Below are 15,868 nucleotides of genomic sequence, written 5' to 3'. Positions count from 1 at the left end.
GGTTTCTCCTCGAGTGGTGAGGCGTGCTGGGACTACGCGGCGTTGAGACGGTCTGTGATGATCGTCAGCACGCGGGCCGCTGTGGCCAGGTCCTCGGACGGGATGTCGGCGTAGGCCGGCACGATGACCGCGTCGATCGCGGCGCGGATCTGGCTGTACCGCGACCGCCCGGCCTCGGTGAGCGCGACCCGGGACGCCTCGGCGGCCAGGAGCCCCGCGGCGACCAGCTCGGCGATCGCGTCCCGCGCCACGACCTGGTCGACCTTCAGCGCGCCGGCTATCCGGTCGGCCAACTGATCGGTCTCGACGGCGCCACCGGCTGTGACCGTCATCACCAATGCCACCCACTGGTTCTTCGTGGTGCCCGTGGGAGCCAGGACGCGGGCGAGGACGGGTTTGTGGGCGTTCTCGGCCTGCCCGACGATCTGGGGGGTGAGGATCTGGACGGTGGTGGTCATGACTTCACCCAATTCGTTCGGATGATTAACGTTTAGAAATCTAACGTTAGGGAGGCGAACGATAGACTGTCCATCGTTAGGGCGGCGACGAATTTGTTAGGCTGGTCACATGCGAGCACCGGATGACGCGACGGCTGCGGGCCGGTTCGCCGCTATGCCGAGCTGGTTGATGACGCAGACCGCCCAGCAGGCTCACCGGCTGGTGTCGGACGGCCTGGCCGCGGTCGGTGCCCGCGGCTACCACTACCGGGCGCTGGCCTGGCTGGACGAGCTCGGCCCCACCAGCCAGGCCGACCTGGGCCGCCGCAGCGGCATCCACCTCAGCGACCTGGTGGCAACCATCAACGAACTGGCCGACCAGCAGCTCGTCGAACGCACCCCCGACCCGGCCGACCGGCGACGCAACATCATCACCATCACCCCCGCCGGGCGCCGTCAGCTGCGACGGCTGGAGAAGCAACTGACCCGCGTCCAGGACGAACTACTCGCGGCCCTGACCCCTGACGAACGTGATCAACTGACCCTGCTCCTGCGCCGGGTCCTCGACCACCACACCGACGCACGGCCGAGCACGCCCTTGCTGCCGAACGCCTGACCGCCAGGTCGGCACAGTTGCGTTGGCGAGGTCCGCCGTCTCGGCCAGCGGTCAGTCATGATCGAATGATGCGCCGACGTCGTGTCCGTCCACCGACTCCGACCACGTCACCGTCTACCGGTGGGTGCAGAGGTTCACGCCACTGCTCGTCGATGCCGCCCGACCCTGCCGCCTGAAAGCAGACTCCGGCACCTGCGCGGGCTGAGACGCCTACGCTCCGCCCAGACGATCAGCGCCGGGCCTGCCCTCGTCCAGAACATCCGCCGCGGTCACTGCGAACCTGCCACCGACCCCGACCCGTTGCTGCGGCTGTCGGCGGCCTTCACCGAACTCGCTCTGGCGCTCTGATCACGGCATCAGCCGGGGACCGCCCTGGCCCGTCCCACTCAATGCGACAGTGCCGACCCGCGCCAGGTCAGCCGATCGCCATCGAGGATCGCGCCGGTTGGCCCTTCCATAGGGCCCGGACGAGGAACGGCGTTCCCGGTGGCGCCCCCGCCCCGGCCGCGACCCGCAGCTCACCCGCGGCCGTCACCGACACGGTCACACCTGCCACCGGGACATCCGCCCCCGATGGCAGGGTGACATCGGCGGCGACCAGAGCCGCCCCGTCCGACGGGACGACGGTGAGCAGCACCGTGGCTCCTGGACCCACCAGGGCCGGGCCGGACAGGGTTGCCGCCGGCTGGACGTCGAAGGACGTGACGACGTCCCGCGTCGCCCCGCCGCCCGCCGGGTTCGGGTCGGCGAACCGGAACGTGACCCGCAACGTCACCGACTGCTCCGGCGGCTGCGGATCGACCGCGATCTGATACCGGTTCAGGTTCCCCGCCGGCGACGGCCCGGTGACGACCGGCAGCGGCGGCGCACCGACGGGAGGCGGTCCGGCGAAGGCGACCGTCGGCAGGGCCGACGTCGTCACCGGCAGCAGCGCCGAGAGGGCGGCACCCGGCCGCACGGGCGCACCGGGGCTCGCCACCGGGGACGTCGGGTCGGGACCGTTCCGGAGCGTGATGGTGTCGGTGACGGTGACGCCGAACCGCCGCACCGGGATGGCGATCGGCTGGGCCAGGTACGTGCCGAACCGGGCGAAACAGGGGTCGTCGGGCCGATAAACCCTGACCACCTCGACGGTTTCGGTCGTGCCCGTGATGATGCGGGCCCGCAGGCTGAGGTCCGCGGTCTGGTTGACGACGGTGCCCGCCTGGGGGTCGAGCAGCCGCAACCGGTAGGTCCCGCCGTTCCCGCCGGTCACGTCGACCGGCAGTTCCTGGGTGAGGAACAGCGTGAGCGCCGCGGCCGCACCGGGCGGCTGCCACGGCAGGTTCGTGCCGCCCGCGGTGACGGTCAGCGCGCCGACCTGGACCGTGCGGGTGTGGTACTGGGCGCCTGCCCCCTGCGCGGCGGTGTCGATGCCGGTCGGCTTCGCGACGCCGACCCGCCACGCTCCCGCCTGGCAGGCCACGAAGTAGACACCGCTGTTGCGGGCCACATCGGCCCGGGTGGGAATCTGCAGCAGGGGTGAGGGGCGAAACCCCGCGACCGCGCCGGTGGTCGAGCTCTGCGCCAGTTCCGCCGGGTATTCCAACCCGGTCACCAGCCCGGTCGGGGGCGTGAACCGCCAGCGATCGTCCCACGGCGTGACCGGCGACGCCGCGCTGATCAGTGCCGGGTTCTGCGTCGCCGTGTGCGTGCCCGAGGCGTACACCGGCCTGACCGGCGAACCCCCGATGGCCTCGATGCTGGCGAACACGTCATTCCAGCGCCAGGACTCCCAGGTCCACATCCGCAGCAGCTCGCCTTCGAAAATTCCGTAGCTTCCCGGCTCATCACCATGGCCGCCCTCGGACGCGGCGAACCGCGGGTCGCCGCTGCGGGTGATGGTCGAGTAGAGATCGCCACCGTTCCAGGAGGCGGACTGCTCCAGCCCGCTGTTCGAGTCCCGACCGAAAATGCTTGTCCACCAGACGTATCCGAACAGCGGCGTCCAGGTGCGGTTCGACACCGCGTAGCGGACGCCGCGCGCGATCCAGGCCAGCACGGTCTTGAACGTCGAGCCGTCCGCCGGCTGCGTGAACTCGGTGCCGAGGGTGAAGGCCCGCCATGGGTCGAAGAGGTACCGGGTGACGCGGCGGATCCGGATCGGGGTCTCGTAGAAGCCGGTGTCGAACCATTGCGTGGCGGGGTCGTCGTCGTCACGCAGCCGAGACAGCCGCAGCGTGTCGGGGTCGGCGCCGTCGAGATCGATCGCGTCGGCCAGCCTGTACCGCGGCGGGGCACCGTCGAGCGCGGTGGTCACCCGGGTGGTCAGCGAGTGTCTGGTCCCGGTCGAGCCGGTCCACTTCAGCACCAGGACGTCGAGCGGGCGGAACCCGGGCGCGTCACCGGGAACCGAGATCACGTCCGCGGCACCGGCTTCCAGCGTGGCCGGCCGGTAGGTGCGCAGGTCCCAGACGTCGTCCGGGTCCTTGCCCTGGCCGCGCCACAGCCGGATCCGGGCGCCACCCGGGTAGCGCGGGACGGCGTCGCGCACCGTCACGTCGGCGCCGAGCAGGCCGGTGACGACGGTCCGGGTGGAGTCGTCCCGCGCGGCGTCACTGTCGACGATCACCTCGCCGCCGACGTCCAGGTGCAGCTTGGCCAACGCCGCCTCGTCGGCGGCGTGCAGGGTGACCCGCCCGGCGTCCGTCACCGTGACGTCCACGCTGGAGGTCAGCTTGAAGTCCATGAGGCGCCCGGCCCGCCAGAACAGGCCGATCAGGCCCTCCCAGATCAGACCCGTCGAGAACTCCATGATGTGCGCGTTCGTGAGAAGGTCCAGAATCCTGAAGATCTTGAGCCAGGCATCGCCCTGGGGCTCGGTGTGATGCAGGGTCCGGGCCCGCGCCGTTGCCTCGCCGAGCCCGTCCGGGGGCAGGTTGCGCACCCAGAACTTCCCCCCGTCGCCCTGGTCGACGGCGATGATCACGGTCCGCCACGCCCTGCCGTCGAGCTCGAACTCGACCACCTCGCCGACGCCCAGCCGGAACTGCCCGGTCGGCGCCGTGAGCCGGAAGCCCGCCGGGCGGGGCCGGTCGCCGGTGGTCTCCTCCGGCAGCGGCCTCACCGTCTCGAACGGCGACGACTCGAAGGACCCGGACCCACCGCGCAGGTCCCACAGCGCGTCGCCGACGATGCCAAGCGGCAGGCCGAGGAACATCGGCCCCCACCTCGACGCCTGGATCGTGTGCCGCAACTCGTGCTCGCGCAGGGCCTGCCGGGCGGTGAGGATCCACGCTTCGTTCTCGGGTTCGGCCGGGAGCATGAGGGCTTGTTCCTTGGGCGTGACCGCGCTCTGCGCGATCGGGGCCAGGGCATCGAGGACCACCGTCGGGCCACCCGCCGGGGTCGGCGCGGCCTGGTCGTCGATCCGGATCTCGTCACCGATCAGATGCCAGCGCGCGCTGATCCGATCCGACGCCGACGACGCCGCCAGCCGCACGTAGCCGGCCAGCGGTCCCGGCGGCAGCGTCGAGGAGCGGACCGAGAGCGCGTTCACGGCGTCGACCCGCGCGACGAACACGGTGCCGTTGATCTCCAGCCCGACGGCACCCGTCAGCGCGCCGGTGCCGGTGATCCAGACGTGCTGGGAGACCAGCGTCCCCGGTGCCGCGGGCCGTGGAACCTGCGCGAGCACCGTGGAGATGCGGGCGGGGTCCGTCACCTCGCGGGCCAGGGGCGGCCAGATCGGTGCCAGTCGCCGCACTGTCCCGATCGCGCCGGCGACTCCTGGGATGACGCCCGGCCCGTTGCGCAGCGCCAGCCGCCCGCCGTCCGGGGCGGCGTCGAGGACCCATTCCTGCGTGGTGCCGCCGATCGAGATCTGCACGATGTCGCCGGCCACCCAGTCCGGCAGCAACGCCGGGTTGGTGATGCCTGTCGTGCCGGTGAGCCGGACGGTGGTGTCAACCCGGACGGCGTCGTAGAGCCGTTCCCCGTTCACCAAGGCGCAGACGCGGCGGACGTGGTCCCCGGGCGCGCCGACCAGTCGGTCGAGGGTCACTGTGATCGCGAGATCGGCCACGGACACGACGTCCGTCCGGGTGCCCTGGACGGCGAGCAGGTCGCCGGCGGCCAGCGTGGGGTCCGGTGAGGGCCGGGTGAACTCGTGGTCACCGACCCGGACCAGGCCGGCCACCGCGGGCACCGCCGCCGGAACCGTGACCGCGCGCAGCCGAAGCAGGGCGTCCGACGCGATCGTCGCCGCACCGTCCCCCGCCGTGAACCGGACGATCTCCAGCGGGCCGGACAGCGCGCCGTCGTGCGTGCGGGCGCCGGCCGGGAAGGTGAAGCGCTCGACGTTCCACGGGCCGGCGCCGCCCACCGGGTTCGCGATGGTCAGGTGGAGGGCGCGGGTCTCGGCCCCGGTCACGGTCGCGAGCGCGCCGCCCACGTCGAGACCCACCACGTTGGCGCCGAGCGACGCGTTGACGGCCAGGTTCGTCACGGCGTCACCCGCGCCTGGCGGGACGTTCGCCGCCAGGGTGCCCCGCGATGGCCCGGCGGTCACAATGTCGACCAGGGGGTCGCCGGCGCCCGGCAGGCCGAGGGCCGTCGGGGTTGCGTCGAGGGTGAGCAGATCCTGGTGGTTCAGATCGTCGTCCGCCACCGCCGTCACGCGCGCAAGCCGGACGCCACCACCGCGGGCAAGCAGCAGCACCACACCCTGACCCACGGCGTTGTCGGCGACCCGCAGCCGCTCGTCCGGCTCCAGTGCGGCCGCGACCCGCACCGGCGCCCCCAACGCGACCACGGCCGACCCGGCGGTCAGCGTCACCTGCGCGTTCACCGGCAGATGGCTCTCGACCGCGTCGACCGGCGCCAGGGCGACGCCGTCCAACCGGGCGATGCTGTTCGGCGTCCAGGCCACCGCCGAGTCCGGCAACTGCAGGCGCGTGGTGTCCCCGGACAGGGAGCCGAGGCTCTGCGCGCCGGCCGGATCCAGGCTCGCCCACTGGGCCCGGTAGTCGCCCGGCACCGGCAGGGTGACGGTCTGGTTGCCGGGCTGCACGGACATCTCGGTCGCCGTCCTGGGGGTGCCGGCACCGTTGACCTGGACCGCGGTCACCATCGTCAGCACGCCCCCGAGCCGGATCACGTCGCCGTCCGCCGTCGCCGCGTCCGTGCCGGAGTAGGTGAACACCTGGGCGGTGGTGCGCAGGGTCACCAGCGCGCAGGCCGCCCCGGGAGCGCATTCCTGGACGGCCGTCGCCCGCGAGTGCATCGCGATCGGACCGGCTGCCGGTGCCGCCGGGTCGGTGCCCGGCAGGCTGACGCCGGCGCTCCTGATCTGCCGGAAGACGTGCAGGTTCCCGCCGGTCAGGAGCCGCTCGCGGCCGCTGCCGAGGATCGCCTCGTGGTCGGTACCGCCGGCGACGTCGTACTGCCTGGTCGCCGCCGCTCGCGTGTCGATCCCGTCCGCGACCATCGTCCACGCGTCGACGGCGTCGGCGGCTCTGCTGTCGCCGCGGCTGATCCGCAGCAGCGACCCCGGCCGCTGCTGCGCGTAGGGGGTTGACGGCTGCAGACTCGCGACGTTGCCGAGTGTCTCCCACTCCCGCCTGCGCCCCCAGATCGCGTTCTGGAACGTGAACGTACGGTTGGACGACATCCAGCCGGCCATCAGCTCAGCCCCGATGTCCTGCCGCTTGGACTCCTCGAAGCTGTAGTTCGACGGCAGCCAGAACTCCCACCACGAGTCGTAGGCGCCGCGCGGGTCGAAGCCCGCCGCCGGGAGCCAGGCGAGGATCGACGCGAACGACAGGTTCACGAACGGGTGGATCCAGAGCCAGTTGATCGTGTGTGCCGGAAGATGCCAGGTCAGGCCGCCGAAGATCTGCCACAGCACCGTGCCGGCGGAAATCGCGCCGTTCGGGTCGACACGGCGGACCGGGTCGAACCCGCACACGGCGTACGGCGTCGTCCGGTCGTCGCGCTCGTGCGGCAGCGGGCCGTCCAGACCAAGCAGCAGCCGCCGCCGATCGTCCGCGGCGTCGTCGCCGTGGTACGGATCCGCCGAAAGGAACTGCCAGGTGGCCGGATCCGCGTCCCGCTGGGTCAGGTGCACGTAGCCGGTGCGCTCGTCGGCGAGGTGGAACCACAGCGCCGGGTGGTCGGCCGACCGGTACTCTCCGTACGGCGTGGCCGGCAGGTCGCGCACGTCACCCGCCGCGTCGATCAAGCCCACCGGGACGCCGCTGGGCGCGGTCACGTACACGGCCGCTGGTGGGGCGCCGCTCGCCGGTCCGTCGAACGCCGCCAGGCACCTGTGCCGGTCCCAGACGAAGGTGCGCAGGGCCCGGCCGCCGGCGTCGGTGACGGACCAGAGCCGCCCCTGCAGGTCCCGATGCTCGAGCCGGACGTCGGTGCCGGCGGCTCCCTCCAGCGTCCGCCGCACCCGACGACCGAAGCCGTCGTATCCGTAGCGGACCGTCCATCCCTCGTCGGCGACGGCGACGAGCCGGTCGAGCCCGTCCCACTCCAGGCGGCGGACACCGGACGGTCCGGTCTCGCGCACCCGGCGGCCGGCCTCGTCGTAGCCGTACGTCGTCCGGCCGCTCGTGTCCCGGCGCACCCGGACCCGGCCGTCCGCGCTGTGGTGCAGCTCGACCCGCCCGTCCGGGGTGTCGACCGCGGCCAGCTCCCGGCCGGCGAACGCGTACCGGGTGGCGCCAAGCCAGGGATGGCGGTGCTCGACGACCCGGCCCTCGGCGTCGAACCGATAGCTGTCGCGGCCGAGCGTGAGGGTGCCCCCTTCGGCGCGCGCCGCCCACTCGAGTCGGGACCTCTGGCGCGGCCCGGCGGCGAACAGACCCTCGGGGCCGTGCCCGACGTCCCCACTCGCCCACCGCAGCACCCGGGCCGTGGCGCCGTCCGCGCGCCGAGCGACGACCCGGTCACCGACCAGCACCAGGCAGACCTGGCCCTGCGGGTCCCGTTCGATCCGGACCGGCTGCGGCGTGCCCGGCACCGTCCACTCCTCCGCGTCGCCCGCCCGGCGCTGCGCCAGGAGGTGACCGTCGCGCAGCAGCTCAGTGCGGTACTCGTCCTGCCGCAGGCTGGTCGCACCGGCGGGGTCGTCGATGACGGTCCAGCCACCCTCGTCGTCCCGGCGGTGGTGCCGCACGCCGTCCCCTTCGAGCGCGACAGCGCGGCCATCGCCGTCCCGGACGACGGTGAGCTCCGTGAGCGGTGGGGCCTGGGCGGGGATCGTCATCGGACGGACACCCCCACGTCGATGGTCACCGAGACGTCGGCGCTCGAGCCGAGCGAGCGGAGCAGATCCGCCAGCTTGTCGAGGACGACGTCCACGGCCGCGGACAGCTCCGTGAGGATCTCGGCCGCCGCGTCGGTGATCACCGTGACACTCGCCTCGATGTCGAGGCCGGCGAGCTGCTCACCGAGCTCGCCGAGCTGGTCGGCGAGCGGACGCAGCCGCCGTCCGGGGGCCAGGCCGGCGACGCGCTCGGCGAGGCCGTCGAGATCGGACAGGTCGCCGAGCAGCACCACCGGGTCGAGGGCTCGCAGCGCGTCGGCGACGACCACCAGCGCCTCGGCCACCCGCCCGGCCAGCGCCACCGGTGACCACGCCTCGATCCGGCCGCGGACGGCGAGGAACAGCGGGCGCAGGTCGCGGCCGATCTCGGCCGGGTGCATCCGGTCCAGCTCCTGTCGGAACAGCAGGAGCAGACGGGCCAGCCGCTCCATGATCGCCGACGGGCCGAGGGTGACCAGGCGCGCCTCGATGTCCGCCCGCAGGCTCTCCAGCGCCTGGGCGAGGGCGTCGCCGACGGCGAGCAGTCGTTCGGCCGCCTCCTGCGCCAGGGCGTCGAGGGCGGCGGCCACCGGTTCCGGGTCGAGCTGGGTGAGGAAGGCGTCGATCGGCCCGCGACCGGTGACCTCCTCGGCCAGCGCCCCGGGGATCGCGGCGAGGACACCGGAGCAGAACGCGGACAGCTGCCCGCCGATCGCGACCAGGTCGCCGGTGCAGTCATCCACCCGCGCCCTCAGCGCCCGGGCCGCCGTCGTCCGGGCATCGAAGAGGACGGCCGGGGACAGCGCGACGTCCAGGCCGTGCCGGGCCGACGCGCGGTCCCAGGCCGCACGCAGCCGCACCGCCGGTGGCAGCGATGCCTCCAACCGCGCCGGCGCCAGCGCCCGGTCGAACGCGGTCACGAGGCGGCCGTGCAGGTCCTCGGGCACCGCGCGGACCGCGAGCCCCACGGTCAGCGCGTGCAGCTCCCGGAACACCGGTACCAGGACGGCGTCGTCGACGGGCGCCAACGCGACCCGGACCCGGTCCAGCACGGCCCCGAGAGCGCGGATCCCATCGCCGGGGCGGAACAGCGCCGCCGGCCGGTCGGCGGGCGGCGCCGGGTCGCCCGGCACGGCCGGCGGCGGGGTGCCGCCGGCCGGTGGCGTCTTCGCCTCACTGGCGAGCCGGCGCGCCGCCGTCGTCACGACCTCCTGTAACGGCGCGCCGGCGGCCTCGAACCCGGAGAGCATCCGGTCGCCGACCCCCTGCAGGTCGACGCCGCCGAGCTTGCCGAGCAGATCGTCGTAGACACCGGCCACCGGCGCCAGCAGCCGGATGGGGTCGAGCCGGTCCAGCCGCGCCAGGACCTCCTGGAACACCTCCTCGGCGCCGGACACATGCGGGCGCGGATCGAGCGACTCGACCGTCCCGGCGGCGTCGCTGAGGGCGTGCGAGACCCCCGACAGCAGCGACACCGGGTCGAAGTCCGCCAGCGCCCTCGACACCCGGAGCACGGGCGCGTCCAGCTCGGCGATGAGGGCGAGCGGCAGCGCGTCCCGCAGCAGGGCGGCGACGTCCGCGAGCAGGTCGGTGACGTCGTCCGGCAGCTCGATCCTCAGGTCGGCCACGGCCTGGGACGCGGGCTCCGTCAGGATCGCCTTCAGGTCGACGCTCGCCAGCGCGTCCGCGGCCTGCTCGAGCACGGGCCGCAGCGCGTCCGGGACGACGCCGCCGCCGAGCAGGCCCTGCACGGCATCGGCCAGCTCGGTGACGGCGTCGACGCCGCGTTGCGCGGCCCCGGGCAGGTCGATCTCGCCGCGCAGCCTGACCACCGCGTCGATCTCGCCCGTGAAGCCCGAGACGGCGGCCCGCACCCGGGCGAGCACGGGCGTCACCGCGCCGACCGCGGTGTCGAGCGCCCCGGTGACGTCGTCCAGCAGTCGCTCGAGCTCGCCGACGGCGTCCCGCACGTCGGAGACCACGCCGCCGACGGCGGCCCGCACCCGGCCGACGACGTCCCCCTGCACCACGGAGCGTAGCTGCGCGACCGCGTCCTCGACGGCCCGCGGGACCGCGTCGATGCCGAGGCCGTCGATCCGGTCGATCACGTCGTCCACCGACTGGACCAGCCCGGCCCGGAAGGCATGCGTCGGCAGCTGCGACAACAGCTCCCTGACCCGTTCCTCGGCCGAATCCAGCAGCACCGGAATGCCGCCGAGCGTGGCTTCCACGAACGCGTGCGCCTGGGCGGCGAACCGGCCAACGCCGTCCAGGATCGCCTGGTCGCCGGCCGCTGCCATGATGGCCCGGACCTGGCCGATGTCGGCGGCGAGGTCACGGGTAAGCGCGTCGATCCGGACAGCCGGGACGGCGGGCAGCAGGCCGAGCTGGCGGCGCAGCTCGGCGGTCCAGGTGCCACAGCCGAACCCGTCCAGCCAGGCGTCGAGGCCGGTGACCTGGGCGTCGAGCGCGGCGGAGGCCGCGTCTCGCGCGCGGGCCAGGTCCGCGAGCGCCTGGGGCGTGGGCGTTGCCAGCGAGGCGACGGCGTCCAGCGCGACGGACCAGCCGTCGAGCGCGGCGAGCAACGCATCCGGTGCGGGGACGCGGTCGAGGCGGGCGTCGAACAGGTCCAGGTGCGCGCGTAGCTGCCGCAGCGCCGGCAGCGGCAGGGGAAGCAGCAGCGGGGCGAGTGCCTCGAGGACGGCGGCGGCGTCACCGGTCAGCACCAGCCCGTCGACCGCGTCCACGGCGGCACGCAGTTTCCCGACCGGCGCGAGCCGGTTCGGCAGATCCACGTTGTCCAGCACCAGATTGACGACGTCGCCGAACGACCCGCCGATGATCGAGGGCAGCGGTGAGCCGGTCAGGCCGAACCCGCCGCCGGCCGAGGCCGAGCCGAGGTCGAACGGCGCGACGCCCGGCGCGGTCAGGGCGATGACCCGCTCGGCGACCCGGCCCACGACCTCGAGGGTGTCGAGCAGGTCGCCGAGCTTGCCGAGGGGCCCGAGATCCAGCTCGCCGGCGAGCTGGCTCAACGCCTCCTCCAACGGCCCGAGCAGGGTCTCCGGCGAGGCCAACAGACCGCTGCCGAGGTCCGCCAGCGCGATGCCGAGATCGCCGGTGGCCAGGGTGGCGGCGTCGCCGCTGACGAGAGCGTTGAGCACGGCGTCGGTGTCGAGGTGGGCCAGCAGCGTGCCCTTGGCCGCACCTACGGGCGTGCTCAGGTCGAGGGAGACGCGCACGTCGGCGGCGAGATTCATCAGGCCCTCCCCAGCGACAGCGTGGCGGTCCAGGAGACACGCAGGTCGACGACCTCGAGCCGCAGGTCACGGGCGCAGTCCAGGTGCGCGGCCGCCGCGGTGGGCAGGGCCTGGCGCAGTTCGGCCGGCCAGGTGACGACGGAGTCGAAGGCGGCGCCGGGTTCGGGCAGCAACGCTGAGGTGACGGTGCCGATCCGGGCGAGCAGCGGCGGGACGGCGCCACCCGGATCGTCGACGAACAGCGCCAGGGCGGGGGACCGGCCCTGCGCCGGATACCAGCTGCGCCCGCCGTCCTCGCTCGTCATCGTCTCGCCCGGCGGATCCCCGTCGGCCCACAGCAGACGGCCCGCATTCGTGCGGGCCACGATCCAGCAGCCCGCCGCCGGCACGGCGCCCGGCCGCAACGGCGGGATCTCGACGGTCCACCAGGCGGGCACCGCGTGCGTGTTCACGGCGGTGACCCCGCCCGGGGCGAGCACCGGACCCGGGCCGCCCGCGTCGGCGCGCAGCTCCACCACCAGCTCGCCGGCGACCGCCGCGGCCAGAACCCCGACCCGGACCAGCGGCCGCGCCTCCAGCGCCGTGGCGTCCAGCCGCCGGGCGACGTACCGGGTGTCGGTGACGACGGTGCCCGTGCGGGCTGGGTCGGCCAGCGGCGACGGTGACGCCGCGGTGCGCCGGACCGGGCCGGCGCTGCCCGTCAGCCGTGCGGTCGCGGTGGCGGCGACCGGGTCGCCGACGACGCCCGCGGCCAGGACACCTCCGGCACCGGCCAGCGCGACCCGGGCCGGGTCGTCCTGGTACCGCCCGCGGGTGCGGGCGGCACCGCGAGTGGACAACACCAGCCGCACCTTCGCGGCCACGGCACACGTGAGCGAGGCGTCGACGGTGACAGGCCCGGGAGCGGAAGCCGCCTTGTCCAGCAGGGCGCCGAGCACCGGCACCAGCTCGACCGCGTCCGGGGCCGTGAGCGGCGGGTCGTGCTGCCAGGCGAGGACCGGTGAGCTCGCCGGCCCGACCGTGAGCCGCAGCCCACGCGGCGGCGCCGAGCGCACGACCTCGGCCCGGGCGCTCACCGTGACGGGGGCGAGGTGCAGCGGGTCGTCCCCGGTGCAGAACCGTAGCTCCACCCGGCCGCCACGGACCGGCGCCCCGCAGTCCAGGGTGATCTGAGCCGGGGTGCCCCTGGTACTGCCGCAGGGCAGCTGGTCCCCGTAGAGCCGGGCCGCATCCGGCGGCCCGAAGCCCGGGAACCCGCGCGTCGGCGGCGTGGCCTGGGCACCGCGAGGCCCGGCCGACAGCACCGCCCGGACCGACGTGCGCGCCTGCGGATCACCGTCCTGACGCGGCGTTTCGACCCGCACGTCGCCGTCGGCGAAGGCGTACAGCGTGTCGCCGTGACGGGGCAGGGAGAGGTCGAAGATCCGGACCCGGCGTACCTCCTGGTCGATGTCGAGGTCGGCCGCGAGCACCTTGCCGATCGTCGGCGGGACCGGCACCGCCACCTCGTGATCGAGCGGCTTGATCGTCAGCGACACCAGGTCGAGGTCGACACCGAGCCGGGTCGTGCCGGTGGCGTCGGCGACGGGGGCGGCGGCGGTCAAGGTGAGGCGCAGCGGGACCGTGCCGCCCTCGGCCGGGAACTCCACGTCGACCGGCGCACCTGTCGACAGGGCGGGGAAGCGGCCCGCCGGCGGGAACGTCCGCACCGTCATGGCACCACCTCTACCGGCACGGCGCCCAGGGCCAGCGGCTCCGCGCCGTCCGGGGCGAGGGTGAAGCGCAACTCGTCCCGGCCGCCGGTGGCACCCGCCGTGTAGGTGACGACGGCGCGGTCACCCGTCAGCGGTACCGTCGCGGCCGCCACCGACCCGGCCGCCGCGTCCCCCACCGGGACGACGGTCACGGTGGCCTCTCGCGGCAGCGGCGCCGGGTCGCCCGGCGCGCGCGGGTGCAGGACGAGCGATCGCAGATCGACGTCCACCCCGATCTGCGCCTGCGCGCCGGGACGCACCCTGATCGGTTCCTCGCCGGCCAGCGCGCCGCTCAGCCGGATCAGCACGGGGCCGATCGTGTCCCCGGCCCGCGGTGCGACGGTACGCGGCCAGACCAGCGCGTCGACATCGAGGTCGATCCGGTGGTACTGCCGCTCGTCCGCGGCGGACGACTCGGGCGTCGTCCAGCCGACGGGCCGTACCTCGACCACGCGATAGCCCTCGGTCAGGTCGTCGGCCGGGAACCCGGATCCGGTGGCGACCGGGGCGTCCTCGCAGCGCCACCACAGCACGGTGGCCGCCTCCAGAGCGTCGGCCCGGCCACTGCCCCCAGCCGCGGCGGCGACCGAGAGGACGGCGCGCACGGTCACGCTGCTGACCCGTTGCGGCGTCCTGGGAAGCAACTCGGTCGGCAGGTGGGTGGCGAACTGCGGGCGCGGCGTCACCCCGGACACCGAGACCGCCGCCGCGATCGAATGCCCGCCGACGGTGACCACGCCGGTGCCGACGGTCAACGCGGGCGTCGACAGCAGCGTGGCCAGGCGTTGCTCGATCCGCGCGACACTCACCCGTCACCTCCCGGCCTGATCAAGCCGCCTCCTGGTTCGATCAAGCCACCTCCGGGTTCGATCAGGCCGCCGCCCGCGAGTCCGGGCCGCAGGTGCGTCCCGCCGACGCGCCGGCTCGCGTCGTTCAGCCGGCCGTCCAGGCCGCGCAGCTGCCCACGCAGGTCGACGATGTCGGACTCGACGGCGGCCACGGCGTCTTGCGCGACGACCCGGACCCGAGCCTCCAGCTCGCCGCGGATCGCGGCGGTGCGTGCCTCCACGGCCGAGGCCACCGCGGAGTCCCGCTCGGCCCGCGACGCCTGCGCGGCCAGGTCGATCCGGCTACCGAGATCGGTGGTCACCCGCTGCGCGGCGGCGTCGATCGCGCCTGCGCGCTCGAGCCTTTCGCGGCGGGCCTGCGCGTCGATCAGCCCCTCCAGCCGGCGACTCTCGGCCGCGGCCGCGTCGGCGCGCTCGCGCCGCAGCGTCGCCCCGAGCTCGGCCTGGCCGCGGCGGTTGCTCTCCACCCCGGCGACGACGTCGTCGATCCGGCCGCCGAGATCGACGCGGGCCTGGGTCAGCAGGGTGCCGACCTCGTCCCTGGAGATGCCTGCCGAGCGCGCCGCGTCGACCCGCGTGTCGAGCCGCGCCTCGAGGTCGGCCAGGTCCTGCGGCGCCACCCGGGGGCCGAGCCGCGCGATCCGGCCGTCGACGAGCTGGGCCGTCTGCGCGCGCAGCTCGTCCCGGGTGGCGGCCAGCCGCTCGTCGGCCGCGCGCGCCGCGACGTCCGACAGCTGGGCGGTGAGGCCGGCCACCTGGCTACCGACGACCCGGATGACCTCGGCGTCGAGGCTGCCGCGCAGGTCGGCCAGCGCCCGCGCGACGGAGATCGCCGAGCCGCGGCGGATTTCCTCCTTGGCCGCGAGCACCTCGGCCCGCAAGTCGTTGGTCACCGTGGTGCGGATCGGACCGGGGTCCACGACGAAGGTGTCGAAGCGCGAGTCGAGGATCGTCCGGAGCTCGTCGTCGGTGACCGCACGGTCGGAGATCTCGGTGAGCCGGCGGCTGAACCCGGCGAAGGCCGTCACCTGACCCTCACCGTCGCGCCAGGCGTCCCGGAACGCCGTCAGCTCGGTGACGTTCGCTCGCAGCTGGGCGAGGTCGAGCCCGTTGAGCTGCTGGCGGAGGACGAGCACGTCCGCAACGTCGGCGCGGACGTTGCCGAGCAGGGTCCGCAGGTCGCCGACCTCGGCCCTGAGCCCGGTGGTGCCGGCGACCCGCTGGTCGACCAGCCGCAGGTCGCTCCCCTGGCGGGACACGTCGTTCTCCGTGCGGTGCAGCGAAGCCAGCAGCGCCTCGAGCCGGGCCTCCAGCGCGTCCAGCCGTTCGGTCACGGCCGACAGCCGCCGGTCGAGCGAGAACCGGCCGATGGTCTGCTCCGGGTCCGCGAACGGGCCGGACCGCAGCAGGTTGCGCACGTCCGGCGCGAGCTCCTCCATGCTCACCGAGCCGGGGGGCAGTTCCCCCGCGGCTCCGGCCGCCGGACCCGGCGTCCCGGCGTCCCCGGCGGCGGACAGCCGGACCACCATGCCGAGGGCTGCGACGAGCGCGTTCCAGTCGTCGGCGCGCAGGGGGCTGCCCGGCGCGCGGCCCCCCAACGTCGAAAGCGAGTCGAGGACGGCGGCGATCACAGCCGCGCGCTCCTCCTCGGCGGCCACG

General features: G+C 74.3%; 7 protein-coding genes and 1 pseudogene. 2 read left to right on the top strand and 6 right to left on the bottom strand.

Going from position 1 to position 15,868, the window contains the following annotated elements; all coding sequences use genetic code 11:
• Positions 1-32: 32 nt before the first annotated feature.
• On the bottom strand, positions 33-458 hold the full coding sequence (locus FRAQA3DRAFT_RS10940; RefSeq protein WP_009739111.1) for a hypothetical protein: 426 nt from the start codon (positions 456-458) through the stop codon (positions 33-35).
• A 109-nt stretch (positions 459-567) separates the two neighbouring features.
• Between FRAQA3DRAFT_RS10940 and FRAQA3DRAFT_RS10935 the strand changes: the two genes are divergently transcribed.
• The gene (locus FRAQA3DRAFT_RS10935; protein WP_035920860.1) at positions 568-1,053 is read left to right on the top strand and encodes a MarR family winged helix-turn-helix transcriptional regulator; all 486 of its coding nucleotides are present in this window, start codon (positions 568-570) and stop codon (positions 1,051-1,053) included.
• 174 nt (positions 1,054-1,227) lie between these two features.
• Positions 1,228-1,401 (top strand): annotated as a pseudogene (locus FRAQA3DRAFT_RS37085) (IS6 family transposase); the annotation flags it as partial.
• Positions 1,402-1,468: 67 nt separating this feature from the next.
• Here the strand turns inward: FRAQA3DRAFT_RS37085 and FRAQA3DRAFT_RS10930 are convergent.
• The 5 genes from FRAQA3DRAFT_RS10930 to FRAQA3DRAFT_RS10910 are packed head-to-tail and all read right to left on the bottom strand — an operon-like array spanning position 1,469 to position 15,867.
• Positions 1,469-8,308 carry a Rhs family protein gene (locus tag FRAQA3DRAFT_RS10930; RefSeq protein ID WP_009739109.1) on the bottom strand — a complete coding sequence of 2,280 codons (6,840 nt, stop codon included), beginning with the start codon at positions 8,306-8,308 and terminating at the stop codon, positions 1,469-1,471.
• Entirely contained in the window at positions 8,305-11,607 is a 3,303-nt protein-coding gene (locus tag FRAQA3DRAFT_RS10925; RefSeq protein WP_009739108.1) for a hypothetical protein, read from the bottom strand. The genes FRAQA3DRAFT_RS10930 and FRAQA3DRAFT_RS10925 overlap by 4 nt, the downstream gene beginning before the upstream one ends.
• Complete coding sequence (locus FRAQA3DRAFT_RS10920) at positions 11,607-13,322, bottom strand: hypothetical protein (protein ID WP_009739107.1); 1,716 nt, start codon at positions 13,320-13,322, stop codon at positions 11,607-11,609. The genes FRAQA3DRAFT_RS10925 and FRAQA3DRAFT_RS10920 overlap by 1 nt, the downstream gene beginning before the upstream one ends.
• Positions 13,319-14,170 (bottom strand): hypothetical protein, encoded by an 852-nt coding sequence (locus FRAQA3DRAFT_RS10915; protein ID WP_009739106.1) that lies wholly within the window; start codon positions 14,168-14,170, stop codon positions 13,319-13,321. The genes FRAQA3DRAFT_RS10920 and FRAQA3DRAFT_RS10915 overlap by 4 nt, the downstream gene beginning before the upstream one ends.
• The gene (locus FRAQA3DRAFT_RS10910) at positions 14,167-15,867 is read right to left on the bottom strand and encodes a hypothetical protein (protein ID WP_009739105.1); all 1,701 of its coding nucleotides are present in this window, start codon (positions 15,865-15,867) and stop codon (positions 14,167-14,169) included. Before FRAQA3DRAFT_RS10910 ends, FRAQA3DRAFT_RS10915 begins: the two co-directional genes overlap by 4 nt.
• Position 15,868 lies beyond the last annotated feature (1 nt).

It is taken from the genome of Frankia sp. QA3 (assembly GCF_000262465.1).
In the GTDB taxonomy this organism is placed as follows: domain Bacteria; phylum Actinomycetota; class Actinomycetes; order Frankiales; family Frankiaceae; genus Frankia.
This window is presented reverse-complemented; position numbering and strand designations above follow the sequence as displayed.